At 68.5% G+C, this 13,581-nt stretch carries 10 protein-coding genes and 1 pseudogene; 2 read left to right on the top strand and 9 right to left on the bottom strand.

Going from position 1 to position 13,581, the window contains the following annotated elements:
• Positions 1-32: 32 nt before the first annotated feature.
• The 4 genes from RLT58_RS05520 to RLT58_RS05505 all read right to left on the bottom strand — a co-directional run bounded on the left by RLT58_RS05520 (position 33) and on the right by RLT58_RS05505 (position 5,070).
• Entirely contained in the window at positions 33-1,238 is a 1,206-nt protein-coding gene (locus RLT58_RS05520; protein ID WP_311309260.1) for an NAD(P)/FAD-dependent oxidoreductase, read from the bottom strand.
• Complete coding sequence (locus RLT58_RS05515) at positions 1,235-1,429, bottom strand: ferredoxin (protein ID WP_311302278.1); 195 nt, start codon at positions 1,427-1,429, stop codon at positions 1,235-1,237. The genes RLT58_RS05520 and RLT58_RS05515 overlap by 4 nt, the downstream gene beginning before the upstream one ends.
• Before the next feature lie 215 nt (positions 1,430-1,644).
• Positions 1,645-2,295: a TetR/AcrR family transcriptional regulator gene (locus RLT58_RS05510; RefSeq protein ID WP_311309259.1), complete on the bottom strand. Its 651-nt coding sequence runs from the start codon at positions 2,293-2,295 to the stop codon at positions 1,645-1,647.
• A 546-nt stretch (positions 2,296-2,841) separates the two neighbouring features.
• Positions 2,842-5,070 (bottom strand): FUSC family protein, encoded by a 2,229-nt coding sequence (locus RLT58_RS05505; RefSeq protein ID WP_311309258.1) that lies wholly within the window; start codon positions 5,068-5,070, stop codon positions 2,842-2,844.
• Positions 5,071-5,352: 282 nt separating this feature from the next.
• Here RLT58_RS05505 and RLT58_RS05500 point away from each other — a divergent pair.
• A pseudogene (locus RLT58_RS05500) lies at positions 5,353-5,613 on the top strand (transposase); the annotation flags it as partial.
• Positions 5,610-6,317, top strand: a complete 708-nt coding sequence (locus tag RLT58_RS05495; protein WP_311309257.1) for an IS3 family transposase — start codon at positions 5,610-5,612, stop codon at positions 6,315-6,317. The pseudogene RLT58_RS05500 and the gene RLT58_RS05495, both read left to right, overlap by 4 nt.
• Positions 6,318-6,742: 425 nt before the next feature.
• Here the strand turns inward: RLT58_RS05495 and RLT58_RS05490 are convergent, their stop codons facing one another.
• From RLT58_RS05490 to RLT58_RS05470, 5 genes are all read right to left on the bottom strand, one after another.
• Entirely contained in the window at positions 6,743-7,375 is a 633-nt protein-coding gene (locus RLT58_RS05490; RefSeq protein WP_311309256.1) for a 3-oxoacid CoA-transferase subunit B, read from the bottom strand.
• Positions 7,375-8,178 (bottom strand): CoA transferase subunit A, encoded by an 804-nt coding sequence (locus RLT58_RS05485; RefSeq protein WP_311309255.1) that lies wholly within the window; start codon positions 8,176-8,178, stop codon positions 7,375-7,377. The genes RLT58_RS05490 and RLT58_RS05485 overlap by 1 nt, the downstream gene beginning before the upstream one ends.
• Positions 8,179-8,188: 10 nt before the next feature.
• On the bottom strand, positions 8,189-8,995 hold the full coding sequence (locus tag RLT58_RS05480) for a hypothetical protein (RefSeq protein ID WP_311309254.1): 807 nt from the start codon (positions 8,993-8,995) through the stop codon (positions 8,189-8,191).
• Positions 8,996-9,066: 71 nt separating this feature from the next.
• Entirely contained in the window at positions 9,067-11,370 is a 2,304-nt protein-coding gene (locus tag RLT58_RS05475) for a hydantoinase B/oxoprolinase family protein (protein ID WP_311309253.1), read from the bottom strand.
• Positions 11,371-11,418: 48 nt separating this feature from the next.
• Entirely contained in the window at positions 11,419-13,548 is a 2,130-nt protein-coding gene (locus tag RLT58_RS05470) for a hydantoinase/oxoprolinase family protein (RefSeq protein WP_311309252.1), read from the bottom strand.
• Between the last annotated feature and the right edge of the window lie 33 nt (positions 13,549-13,581).

Here is a 13,581-nt window from a genome sequence, read left to right as displayed (position 1 = left end):
GACCACGCCGGCCCGAAGAGCTTGGTTCTCCTTCATGCGACGCTCCCCAAGGTGAGGGCGGCCCCTTCGGCCACCTGTGGGCGGTATCCCCGCAGGGAACGCACCATGTTGACGCCGACCGCTGCGCACACGCGGCCTGCCCTGCCATAGAGCGCGATCAGCCTGCGCTCGTCCGTACTGCCCTCGACGACATGTACCTCATCCGCCTCCCGGGTACGGCCGTAGACCTGGATCTTCAGGTCGTACTGGTCGCTCCATACATAGGGGACGGATTCGAATGTGGTGGCCCGATCCGGGCCGAGAAGGATGCTGCGAGCCACGGCCAACCCCTGCTCGCCCGCGTTCGTGCGGTGCTCGATCCGTGCGGGCTGCCCGGTCAGAGGGTGGGGCCAGGCCGCGACATCGCCTGCCGCCCAGACCCCCGGGGCGGCCTGGAGCATGGCGTCGCACACCACACCGTCGGTGACAGTGAGTCCGCTGCCGACGAGCCACTCGGTGTTCGGCCGAGCGCCGATGCCCACGAGAACGGACTGCGCGTCGATGACACTGCCGTCGACGAGTTGTACGCCGGTGGCCCGGCCGGACTCCGTGCGCAGTCGCTCCACCCGTGAACCGGTTATGACGTTCACACCGTTCTCGGCGTGCACCGCGCGAAGCATGGCGCCCAGTTCGTCACCGAGAGCGTCCCCCATGGGCTGCGCGGTGTCGGTGACCAGGGTGACCTCACAGCCCAGCCGACGGGCGACCGCGGCGGCCTCGGCGCCTACGAAACCACCCCCCACGACCACCAGGTGCGGTAGGGCGGCCAGGTCCGCCCGCAGGGCGACTGCGTCCTCCAGCGTGCGCAGCACGTGCACGTTCGCCAGCCCCTCGGCGCCGGGCAGACGCCTGGCGCGGGTGCCGGTGGCCACCACGAGAGCGTCGTAGCGCACAGGAGAACCGTCGTCGAGGGTGACCTCGTGGGCATGCGTGTCGAGGCTGACAGCACGTGAGCCGAGACGCAGGTCGAGGCCGAGTTCCGCGACGGCCTCGGGTGTGCGCAGCGACAGCCGGTCGGTCTCCCACTCTCCGGACAGCAGCTGTTTCGACAACGGCGGCCGGTCGTAGGGCAGATGCGTCTCCTCACCCACCAGAACGAGCCGATCGGCGTATCCCTGGCGTCGCAGGCTCTCCGCGGCGGTCAGTCCGGCGGCGGAGGCGCCCACGACGACGACGGTGCGCGGCAAGATGTTGCTCATTCGTTCACCTGGATCACGGCGGCAGGACAGACCGCCGCTGCCTGCCGGACATTGTCCGCCTGGTCGGCGGGCGGGTCGGCGTCCAGAAGGACCACGATGCCGTCGTCGTCCCTCTGGTCGAAGACATCGGGTGCGGCGAGGACACATTGGCCGGCACCGCAGCATTTGTCGAAGTCGATGGAAATCTGCATGGAAATCTTCCTCCGTCGAGCCCTTCGGGGCGACGTGGCCAAGCACCCGGATGTAGTTGCCCTAGGCACCTAACTAAGTTCAGTCGCGACTGTACTCCCGAATGAAAGGAGGAACAAGCAATAAGCGCTAAAGGGAAGTTGGAGTGGATTATCTGTGCGCGAACGGTGAATCAGGTGTGGCTCGTGCCGCTGCGGGGCCGAGGGGTGAATCTGTGTTATGCGTCCGGACCGGAGGGGTCGGCAGGGGCGAGTATCTCGCGGATATGGCGGGACGCCGCCGTTTCGGCCGCACCCTCGTGACCTGGGCGTGAGCCGGGTGCGCTGGTGACGAGTGAGTCGATGAGCCCGTCGGCCAGGAGCAGTACGAGCGCCTCGGACGACTCGCCCCGGTAGAAACTGTGATGAAGCGAGACCGTGCCGTGCAGTCCGGCCCACAGAGTCTGGGCGGCTTGCTCGACGGGCTGGGTGACGATGTATCCGGAATTCTGGCACTGGCGGATCCCGGCCCGGAGACTGGCCGAAACGTGCCGAGCTGGATGATGGCTGATTTTCGATGGTGCGACCGTCGGCTGTCGCACCTCGAACATGAGTTGATAATGGCCCGCATTGTTGAGCGCGAACAAGCAATAGGCCCGCGCCTGCGCCTGTAGGCGGGCGCGCGGCTCCGGCGCATCGTCGGTAGCGGCCGTCATCTGCGCGACGAGTTCCTCGTATCTGTCGGCGAGGGCCGCCCACACCAGTTCGCTCTTGTCCGCGAAGTGGAGGTAGATACTCGGAGCGGAGATCCCCACCTCCTTGGCGACCGCACGCATGGTCAACTTGTCCGGGCTGCCCCACTCGACAAGCAGGCGCTGGACTGCGGTCACGATCTCCCGGCGCCGCTGAAGGCCATGGGCCTGCTCCCGGTCATCACCCTCCGACGGTGTCGCCATCAGTACCCTCTCGTCGGGCTACAGGTCTACCAGCCGCTCCCGGTAGAGGCGCGCCAAGGCCGGGCGCCGTGCCTCGGGGCAGAAGCGCGGCCTGGTCCGGCCACGCAGTAATGGTGATTTTCAGCCGCAGTTTATCCGGGAGTCATGGCTGCTGTCGCGGATCATCCGACCTGCCGCAGCGGGCTCGGCCATGGCCGAAATCCCTCCCCGCGTAGCCGTGCGAACGCTCCGCGAATAGCACGGTCCGACGTCAGGACAACGCAGCGAGCGGAGCGACCGAGCGTGGGACTGCGGGTTCGTTCTGGTCAGGACTCCGGGGGGCTGAGCCCGCCGTTCCGGAAGCGGGGCCCAAGAGTGGCTGGTCCGAGGCATGAAGCCCGAGCGATGGTCGGGCGGTGAACTGCGTACAGAGCCACAGGAGGTGGACCTGCGCGTGAACACGGGCCGACCCATCGCCCGGCGGGGTCATGGCCGCGACCCCTATGGGAGGGGGCCTTCGCCCGCGGCGCCCCCGGTCGGCGTGGCCGCAGCCGCGTGGGCGGGCGGCAGGGCATCCAGCAGCCGGCGCACCGATGCGACGGGTTCGTGCTGCTGGTGCCCCGGTACCACGGACCTCGTCATCGGGGCGGACCGAGAGCCGGTGGTCCGCGCCGTGTGGGCGAGACCGCGCAGTACCCGCGCCCGCGTCGCCGAAGGGACGCCACGGCCGCGCTCAGCGGAGACCGACAGCTCCCGCAGCCGCGTGGCGAGCACCCGGTGCTGGTTGATCTCGGATCGTACGCGCGCTCGCGAAGGCCGGGTCCAGGACGGGCGCATCGCCAGGGCGGCGGCCAGCCGCCGAGTGCTGTCGTCCACTGCGCGGGCTTTCGCGTGCAGTTCCGTGGAACCGCTGCCCCGCGATTTGTTCGTCGTGGCGAGTTCGTCGAGGAGCTCACCGATGGCGTGGAACGCCCCGGCGCGCTCCAGCGCGACAGTGTTATGTGCTCGGACGGGGAGTATCAGTGCGGTCACAGCGATGGTGATCACCGTCCCGAGCAGGGTCTCCGTGAGACGCACAGGGACGAGGGAAGGTTCGTACTGGTGCATCAGGTCATAGAGCTGGAACAGGCTGACGGTGATGAAGAAGGCGAGATAGGCGTACGAAAGGGACGTCAGGTAGTGCCCCAGCAGACAGCTCACCAACACGACGCAGATCACCGGCGCGGGGCCGCCGTGCAGGAGAGCGGCCAGGGGTATGGCGGCCAGGCAGCCGAGCAGTGTGCCGACCGCCCGCTGGACGCCCTTGACCAGGATCTGCGACCGGGTGGTCGGCCCCAGCAGAATGATGAACACGGTGATGATCGACCAGAAGTACTGCTCCGGCGATACCAGGTATCCCAGAACGATCGCCAGCCCCACAGCCAGCGCGGCCTGTATCGCATAGCGCGTCGGCAGGCCTAGCGTCCTCGCCCCCTCGGCTTGTGGGCCGTCAGGCATGGCCACCGCCATCGTGCCTGCCACGCCGGGCAGGGCGCCCGCGGCGCCTACGACGACGACCGGCGCAAAATCCCCGGCATCCGGGCACTCGCCGTCCTGAGCCGTCCCCATGACGTGCCAGTTCCGGCCGGAGTCGGCGAAGGCGACGACCGCTCCGGCCAGGCGCCGTACATCCTCGGCAGCCTCCTCCGTCGGCCGGTCGAAGGCCCCGGCCTCTTGCGCACTGGGGACATCCGGCTCGCCGCCGCTCGCGACCGGCGGCGCCTGCACGTCTGGCGGCCGAGCCATCGCCAGGAGCGCTTCCTCGCGGGCGGCGGCATGGTCACCGCGGGTGAGCGGACGCAGCATTCCGACAGCCCGCGCACGAGCCCATTCCCTCCCGGAACCACCTGATGGCAGGGAAGCGTCCGCTTCCTCGGACAGGGCTAGCACCGAGCCCACCATCACGTCGATCGAGTGCTGGCTCTCCAGGAGCTCGCGCCGGATGGACGCGGCATGCGCCGCGCCCGAGGCCGCGGTCGGGTGGGCGAGCCAGCCCTCGACGGTCAGGGCTGTGCCGCTCAGGCGCGCGTAGTGTCGCCGAAGCCCGGCACGCCGACGCTCGCCGGGAGCCTCCAACACGCCGACCGCGCAGCGCAGAGCCGCTTCGGCCTGTGCGTGCCAGCCACGCACGGCGTGCCCGAGTGAGGCTCGTGGCCGGTGTCGGAATACCGTCAGAGAGAGCAGGCCTGTGCACGCCCCCGCGATGAGCTCGGCCCAGAGCAGGTATGGCAGATCCGCCGGGACCGGACGAAAGACCGTGGCCATGTAGTAGCCGGCCCAGCCCAGAAGTCCCAGAATCGCGTAGGGAGCACCAAATCTTCTGATGACCACGGCCACGAAGGTCACCAGGACACACACCACCATCTGTCCTGCGAATCCGCTGCACTCGCGGACGAGCACGGCCGTGACCAGTCCGGTGGCCGCAGCGACCGGCTGCCACAGCGCGAAGCGCACCCGCTCCCGCACCGTGGGCTGGAGAACGGCTGCGGAGCCCTGCATGGCGGCCACCCCGCCAATCAGCATGGCAGTCATCGCGCCACGCCCTGCGAAGAACAGCGGTGCCAAGAAGTACTCGGCGACCAGCGCACCCCCGAGGCTCACGGTGGCCGCCCACGCGGCGCGCCACCGGGCGAGTCCCGGATCAATCCCTGCGGACTTCGCCGCAATCCGGACCCACCATTCGGCTACCACCTGTTCGCTCCCTCGTGCCGGCTCGGCGCTTCGCCTCAGTGTCCCTCACACCTTCCACAGTAGATGCATGCAGAATACATGCATGAGGTGATGTGATGTTCAAGCGAGAGCCGTCCGCCGAGATCGAGTACCAGTCCACCGCCCCGGTCCGGAACTGGAGCTGTCGCCGCGGCGGGGCGAGTTCCACATTGAGGCTTCCCCTTGATCGTGGCCACCCGGAGTCTGGGACCTTGAGGTTCCAGAGGAAGTAGCACTAGGTGGGAAGCAAGTACACGAAGCCGGTACACCGAGGAATTCAAGCGGTACGCGATCGCGCTCGTCGACTCCTCTGGCAAGACGGTCACCGCGGTCGCCCGGGAACTCGGCATCAGCTCGGAGTCCTTGCGCGGCTGGTACCGCCAGGGCGAGGACGCCCCAGGCGAGCTGACCAGCACCGAGCGTGACGAACTGCGCCGGCTGCGCAAGGAGAGCCGCGAGCAGCAGCAGACGATCGAGATCCTGAAAAAAGCGACGGCCTTCCTCGTGAAGGACAACGACCGGTGAGCGAGTTGCACCGGTTGATCCACGCGGAGAAGGCGAACTATCCGGTCATGATGCTGTGCCGGGTGCTGCACGTGGCCCGCTCCTCCTACTACGCCTGGCGTGAGGGCGAGGCTGCCCGCCAGGCCCGCCGGGCAGCCGACGACGCGCTCGCGCACAAGATCACCCTGCTGCACGTCGCTTCCCGCAAGACCTATGGCCTCCCGCGTATCCACGCCGAACTGCGCCGCCTGGGGCGGCGAGTGAACCGCAAGCGCGTCGCCCGCGTCATGGGTGAGCGTGACATCCGCGGCGTCACCCGCCGCAACCAGCGCACACTGACCCGGCCGGACGCGAAGGCGAAGCCGGCCCCGGACCTGATCGGCTGCCACTTCCATGCCGAGCGTCCTGGGACCAAGCTGGTCGGCGACATCACCTACCTGCCCACCGCCGAGGGCTGGCACTACCTCGCCTGCTGGCTGGACCTGGCCACCCCCGACGGACCGCACCCCCCGCTGAGCTACTCAGTGGCCGACCTTGGCCTCCGCGTCATCCGCCATCGACCTCGACCAGCGGCAGCCCCGCCTGGACTGCTCGGCCCACAGCGTGGCGCGAGAGGCGGGCGCGGCGAAACTCGGCCGTCATCGTCAAGCCGATTCGATCCGTGGGTGTGGTGGTGCCTGGAGCCGGATTCGAACAGGCACACCCCCGGGGGCAGCGAGCTTTAGGGTGCCCCTTCTGTGGCGCTCGCGGAACTGGGTACATGTCACCGGGGGCGTTGGTGAGGGGCTTGAGCGGGGTATGGGTGAGGACCAGCATGTGGTGGAAGCAGGCGGAGCGAAGGGGGCGGCGCCCATGGCCTGGTCCACGCCGTGTGGTCTCTGCGCGGCCGCGGTGGCGGGCAGGCTCTGGTGGTGGCCTCCGAGGACCTCTCCACCCGCTGCCGCGCATGCAGTGGGCGGATAGCTGGCCCAACCAGGCGGCGCCCCGAGAAGCGGACCAGGGAACTCGTCGTCACTGTCACGTGGCATGGCCACGGTGTCCTTCGGCAGGGCGTCATGCAGCGACGGCGCCGGTGCGGTTCGCGAACCCTCGGAGGCCGGGGAGGGGGCTGCCGAAAGCTGTTGGAGGGTGGGGAACGGTGGTTTCGGCGTCAGGCCAGTTCTATAGGGGCGTCCGAGAGGGCGCGGACCTGCTCCGGGTGCACTCCGGGGGCGCACTCGACGAGGCGGAGGCCGCGGGGGGTGACATCGATGACCGCGAGGTCGGTGATGATGCGGTCCACGACGCGTTCTCCGGTGAGGGGGAGGGTGTTCTCGCGGAGAATCTTCGGGCTGCCGTCCTTGGCGACGTGTTCCATGAGGACGATGACGCGGCGCGCGCCGTGAACGAGGTCCATGGCACCGCCCATGCCTTTGACGAGTCTGCCGGGGACGACCCAGTTGCTCAGGTCGCCGCGCGCGCTCACCTGCATGGCGCCGAGGACCGCCGCATCGATTCTGCCCGACCGGATCATGCCGAAGCTGGTGGCGGAGTCGAAGAAGCTCGCGCCCGCCGTCGTGGTGACTGTCTCCTTTCCGGCGTTGATGAGGTCGGGGTCTTCCTCTCCTTCGACCGGGTACGGGCCGAGGCCGAGAATGCCGTTCTCGGACTGGAGCACGAGGTGAACACTTTCGGGGACGTGCTGGGGGACGAGAGTCGGCAGTCCGATGCCCAGGTTCACATAGTCGCCGTCCCGGAGCTCGGCGGCTGCCCGGCTTGCCATCTCCTCACGGGTGCGCGCCATCAGAGGGCTCCTTCGCCGTGCGTGGTAGTGGCGTGGCGCGGCTGCGTCGTTCGCCGCTCCACGCCCTTGTCGACGGCCTGTTCGGCGGTGAGGGGGAGAACCCGGTCGACGTATATCCCCGGCAGGTGGACCTCGTCGGGGTCGATCTCGCCCGGTTCCACGAGGTGTTCGACCTCGGCAGCGGTCCACCGGGCGGCCATGGCACAGAGCGGGTTGAAGTTGCGGGCGGCCTTGCGGAAGACGAGGTTGCCGTGCCGGTCGCCCTTCCAGGCCCGTACGAGCGCGACATCGGGGCGCAGGGCCTCCTCGCGGACGAAGAGGTGCTCCTCGCCGTCCCAGACGAAGGTCTCGGTGGTTTTGGGGGCGGAGGCGACGGCGACGGCCCCGTCGGAGGTGTATCTGACGGGCAGTCCGCCGAGGGCCACCTGGGTGCCGACACCGGTGCGGGTGTAGAAGGCGGGGATGCCGGCCCCGCCTGCGCGCAGGCGCTCGGCGAGGGTGCCCTGTGGCGTGAGTTCGATCTCGACCTCGCCTGTGAGGTACTGGCGCGTCAGCTCCTTGTTCTCCCCGACGTAGGAGGCGATGAGGCGGCGGATGCGGTGGTTTTCCAGAAGCAGGGAGTTGCCGACGCCGGGAATGCCGCAGTTGTTGGAGACGACGGTGAGGTCCCCGCAACCGTGCCGGGCGAGGGCGCGCAGGAGCTGGGCGGGGATGCCGCAGACCCCGAAGCCGCCCGAGGCGAGCATCATGCCGTCCGAGGCCCGTGCGACGGCCTCGTCGGCGCTGGTGATGACCTTGTCCATGATGTCTCCCTCACCTCAGCCGGGCGCGCCGGTCGAGTACGTCCTCCGGCGTCGCCGTCGGGGGAATGGCCGTCAGCAGGACATCGGCCGCGGGCGGCTCGGTGTCCTTCGTCCAGTACGCCGTGGGTACGACGGCGATCTCCGGTTCGCCGGCGGGGACGTCCACCGCGTCTCCGTCGCGCAGGGCGATGGCCCACTCGAAGTGGCTGACCACGTTGGTGAGGGACGTGTAGGCGCCGAGGGTCTCCGTGACCGTGGTGGCGGGGTCGTCGCCGGCGGCCGTGGCGTCGAGCAGGACCAGCGCGACGGGAAGGGAGCCCAGCTTGCCGAGCCACTCGGCTATGTACATGGAGGCGCTGTCGGCGTGGTCCTCGTCCACGTCCGTGAGCGGGGTGCCGGCCAGCGCGTGTGCCCGGCCGAGCCAGCGTGCGGGGGACGGTACGGCGAGGACGGCCGGACGCCGGGTGGCGTCGGAGAGGGTGCGGACCGCGGTGCGGACGAGGTCCGCACCGGACTTGTCGCCGAGCAGGGAACGCAGGGCGTAGCCGGTGCGCGACCGTTCCCTCATCGCGGCGACGGCGGCGGGTTCGGTGGCGAGGCGGGCGCGGAGCAGGGCCTCGACATCCACCCATACGGCGTCGGGGTCGAGGAGGGAGTGGACCTGGCCGGCATGACCGGTGAGCGCGGCCAGGTCGCCCCAGGGGATCGGTGCCCCCTGGCGGAGCACGGCTGTGGCGTAGGCGTCGGGATCGACGAGCAGCGGCCGGGCGGCGCCGCTCGGTGGGGCCGAGGCGAGGGACCGGAGAGAGGAAGGCATACGTGCTCCTGGACAGTTCGGTGGAGGGTTACGGGGCGGGGCCGGCGGCCCCGCCCCGTGTGCCGCGCGGCTCAGGCGAGGCGCTTCACGTTCTCCCCGTGCCGGGCTTCCAGCTCGTGGACCCGTGCCTCAAGCGCGGCGATCTTGACCTCGCGGCGGTCGGGGACCATGACGATCGGGAGTTCCTTCAGCGGGCCCGCCACCCGCTGGGGGCCGTCGTTGGTGAAAACGGTGGCGGTGATGTCGTCGGTGTCCGAGCCCCACGAGCCGTAGTAGAGGAGGTCCTCGGGTGGCTCGGGCCTGACGAACTCGGCGCAGAATTCGGCGTAGGGCCTGCCCCGTTCGATCCGTGCCGCGCGTGCGGCGTCGCGCGCGGCACGTGTTCCCTCTGCATCGAGACGGAAGGTCCGCGGGTCATAACGCACTCCGAAGATTTCTTCGGCCGCCTTCTGGCCGATGCGGCCCAGCTCGACGTCCTTGACGACCGACTCGGGAAGCCGTTCCAGCGGGTCGCCGTATCCGCCGCCGGCCCCCTGGCTGATCATGTACAGCTCGCCGTCCTTGGCGATGTCGAACTGGAGACCCATGTGGTGGGTGGAGTAGCGGCCGTCCTCGAAGGGCCGCTCGTTCATGACCTTCTCCATGGAGAGATCGAACTTCGACGGGTCACGCCTGATGTGCTCGTAGACGTTGGTGCCCTTGACCATGGCCAGTGGATGTGTACCGCAGCCGTAGCCGCCGTACATGCCGTAGACGGAGGAGAACTTGGCCCCGGAGGTCACCGTCATGAAGCCCCACTGCGGAGTGCCCTCGGCGGCCACGATCATCTCGTAGCCCATGCCGCCGGTGAACTTGCCGTAACCCATGTTGTCGCGTACCAGGCGCTTGGACACGAGTTGCATGAAGGGGACCTCCTCCTCCATGACTTCCTGCTCGGCGGTGTCGGCCATCGCGCAGAACAGCGGGGAGATCGCGTCCTCGCCGTCCCGGAAGGGCTTGGCGCCGCCCGGCATGCCGTTGAGGTCGGCGCAGAGGTTGCCGACCATGTCGCCGTGCTGGGTGACCCCGCCCCACAGGAAGGTGTTGATCTGGTTGAACCAGTTCGCCACGGTGTTGCTGTACTTCTTCGGTGTGGAGAAGGCCATGCGGCTGTAGAGCGCCTGCATCGCGGAGAAGCCGCGGAACGACGCCTGGAGGGACTGCCCCATGGGGGCGTCGTATGAGGCGTCGGCCCAGGTTCCCTCGTCCGAGATGATCTCGATGCAGCTCATCGCCGAGGTACAGCGCGGGAGATCGGGCCACCAGAAGGCGAGGATCGCCTGCATCATCATCGACTTCACCGAGCAGAGCGGGCTGTTCATGGCGCGGTTGAGGATCTCCGGGCCGGTACCACGCAGATCGACGGTCATCTTCTCGCCCTTGACCGTGATCTCGCAGGCAAACTTGATGAGGATGTTCTCCTTCAGGGTCGAGTCCATGAACTGGTCGAACCGGTACGTGCCGTCGGGGAGTTCCCCGATGCGACGACGCACCTCGGTGTCCACGTCCTCGACCGTGGTGCGCAGCGCCGCGACGAACGAGTCCACGCCCACCTCGTCGATGAGCCTGTCGACGCGGTCCATGATCTTGCGGACGGCGGTGATCTTCACCTTGAGGTCGGCGAGCTGGAGTTTCGGGTCGCGCACCGAGTGCTGGAGGAAGGTGAGCAGGTCCCGGCGGAGCCGGCCGCGCTCCACGATCTTGAACGGGCTCATGCGCAGCCCGTCGTCGAAGGCCGTCTCCGAGCCGGACGGCATACCGCCCGGCTCGCAGGCGCCGTTCTCGCCCTCGTGGATGGTGGCCGCGACCCAGGCGATGATTTCTCCGTTGCGGATGACCGGCATGATCATCGACTGGTCGGTGTTGTGGATGTTGCCGAACCGGGCGTCGTTGTGGATGAACCCGTCGCCCTCGTGGATGCCCACCGTCGGCTCGTCCTTCCAGTACTTCATGATGTACCGGATCGGGTGGTGCAGGATCGCGCTGAACGCGATGACCCCGTGGCAGGACAGGTAGGAGACATCGCCCGCCGCGGTGTAGATCGCGGTTGTCAGGTCGCCCCATTTCGCGCCCGGCGCGGCGCCCTGTGCCTCACACATCTCATAGCCCTCGTCGAGGGCTCCGGCGATGCGCTTGCGGATGCGTTCGACCTGGAGCCGGTCGACGCCCGCAGAGATCGCCCGCTCCTCGTGCGCAGAGCGGGGCGTGATGCTGTGGTCACGCATGATCTCCGGGTCGGGGCCCAGAAAGAGCGTCGTTTCGTCCATGAAGGCGTCGACCCACTCCTGCTCCTGGGGGGTCAGGGGCGCTGTCGGCCTGTCGTCAATGCTGGTCATCTCAGGGGGCTCCTTCAGTCTCACGTGTCCGGTCGGCGGTCTTGGGGGTCAGTCCTGGAGGAACCACACCGCGCCCTGGCGTGTGGGTTCGAGCCGCCAGCCGGGTTCGACGAGGTACGTCGTGTTCTCGGTGGTGACGATCGCCGGGCCGGGTACGACGTGCTCGTGGGTGAGCGCGCTCTGGTCGTAGACCGGGGTGTCGGTCAGCCCGCCGTGGCCGATGAACGCGGCCCGGCGCGTCCCGGCCGCGGCCGGGACGGTGCGCTTCCCACCGGTCTCCAGGGAGTCGAAGCCCACGACATCGCCGTCCACGTAGGAGGCGACCCGGATGGTGTTGCACCGGATTCCGGCCTCCGGGGCGGCACTCGACGCGCCGAAGCGGTGACTGTAGACGTCACCGAAGGTCTTGATCATGGCGAGCGCGTCGCCCACCCCGGTCATGCGGCTGATCTCCTCCATCGCCACCGCCTGGGTGAGGAGCTGGTTGCCGTAACGCATGTCCACCTCAAGGCGGTGCTTCACGTCCTCGGCGGCGAAGCCCTGTCGGACGAGGTCCTCCCTTCCCCGCGCCTCCAGCTCCTCGACCACGGAGTTGAACTCCGCGTAGTCGTCGTAGAGACGGCGCGTCGTCGGGTTGTACAGGGTGACGTGCACGCCGCGTTCGTGGAAGTGGAGCTGCTTCATGTTCCCCGCCCCGCACGCCGAGAACACCGAGGAGAACGGCGGAGCCAGCACCCGCTTGATGCCCGCGTGCCGGGCGACTCCGCATGCGTGGAGCGGACCGTTGCCGCCGTACGCCAGCATCGTGAAGTCCTCCGGCAGATAGCCGCGGACCCGCAGTTCCTTGCCGATGCCGATCGCCATCTGTTCGTCCACGCCGTCCTTGATGGCCCGAGCCACGTCGGAGACCTCCATGTCGAGGACATCGCAGAGCGTCTCCTCGACAGCGAACCGCGAGCGCTTCGGGTTCAGCTTGATGTACCCGTTGGCGTAGTTGTCCGGGTCGAGATAGCCCAGGAGCAGGTCGGCGTCCGTGACGGTCGGCCGCAGCCCGCCCCGGTCGTAACAGGCCGGTCCCGGGTTGGACCCCGCCGACTCCGGGCCGATCTTGATGGAGTCGTGGATGCGGTCGTAGCTGGCGATCGACCCCCCGCCGGCGCCGAGGGTGTCCAGGTGGACCATGGGCACCGAGACGAGCCAGCGGTCGATGGTGGGAAGGAAGTCGTAGTGCTTGACGCCGCCCTCCGGCACCAGGCCGATATCGAAGGACGTGCCGCCCATGTCGGTGGAGATGACGTGCCCGAGCCCGGTCTCTCCAGACAGGTGCTCGGCCGCACCGACCCCGGCGATCGGGCCCGAGTGGATGGTCTGAAGGGAATCGGTCGAGTTCATCTGCGCCATGCCGCCGGAGTTGTGGATGACCAGCATCGGCCTGTCGTAGCCGGAGTCGCGCAGGTTGTTGGACAGCTGCGAGAGCGCGTGGAACATGATCTCGTGCAGAAAGGCGTCGATGATCGTCGAAGTCGCCCGGACGTACTCGCCCTTGCGGCCCGATACCTGGTGGCCCAGGAGGACGGGGATGGCCCCCAGCTCGTGGGCGGGGAACTCCTCCAGCAGGATTTCCTGGATCGCCAGCTCGTGGACCGGGTTCTCGGTCGCGTTGACCAGGGAGATGACGAGCGCCTCCGCACCGGCGTCGACGAGTTCCCGCACGACGGTGCGCACGTCCTCCGCGTCGAGAGGGGCGACGATCCGGCCCGCCGAGTTGATGCGCTCCCTGACCGAGCGGATCATGTGTCGCGGCACGATCGGCTCCGGGCGTTCGGCCGCAGGCAGGTTCTGCTGCATCGAGTAGTCGAGGCCTTCGCCGTATCCCCGTCCCCGGGACAGCGGGATGGTGTCCTCGAAGCCGTGGGTGACGATCGCGGCGACCTTGGGGCCCTTGCGTTCGATGAGTGCGTTGGTGCCGAGGGTCGTGGCGTACCGGACCGAGTCGACCTCCTTGAGGACGGTGCTCCGGTCGAGGCCGGCCCGCTCGCAGGCCAAATCGAGGGCCTCGTTGAAGCCGAGGGCGAGATTGTGATGTGTGGTGAGGGCCTTCGCCTCGATGTACGTCTCGTCCCAGACGAAGAAGCAGTCGGTGAACGTGCCTCCGATGTCGACTGAAATGCGTTTCAAGATTGCTCCCGGGGATTCTCGTGGCGCGCGCGG

Origin of the sequence: Streptomyces sp. ITFR-16 (genome assembly GCF_031844705.1) — a bacterium.
GTDB lineage: Bacteria > Actinomycetota > Actinomycetes > Streptomycetales > Streptomycetaceae > Streptomyces.
This window is presented reverse-complemented; position numbering and strand designations above follow the sequence as displayed.

What these genes read in the sequence shown, in the direction of transcription:
- RLT58_RS05520 (WP_311309260.1), bottom strand. Translation starts at nt 1,238, where the DNA reads ATGAGCAACATCTTGCCGCGCACCGTCGTCGTCGTGGGCGCCTCCGCC.
- RLT58_RS05515 (WP_311302278.1), bottom strand. Translation starts at nt 1,429, where the DNA reads ATGCAGATTTCCATCGACTTCGACAAATGCTGCGGTGCCGGCCAATGT.
- RLT58_RS05490 (WP_311309256.1), bottom strand. Translation starts at nt 7,375, where the DNA reads ATGGCGCGCACCCGTGAGGAGATGGCAAGCCGGGCAGCCGCCGAGCTC.
- RLT58_RS05485 (WP_311309255.1), bottom strand. Translation starts at nt 8,178, where the DNA reads ATGGACAAGGTCATCACCAGCGCCGACGAGGCCGTCGCACGGGCCTCG.
- RLT58_RS05480 (WP_311309254.1), bottom strand. Translation starts at nt 8,995, where the DNA reads ATGCCTTCCTCTCTCCGGTCCCTCGCCTCGGCCCCACCGAGCGGCGCC.
- RLT58_RS05475 (WP_311309253.1), bottom strand. Translation starts at nt 11,370, where the DNA reads ATGACCAGCATTGACGACAGGCCGACAGCGCCCCTGACCCCCCAGGAG.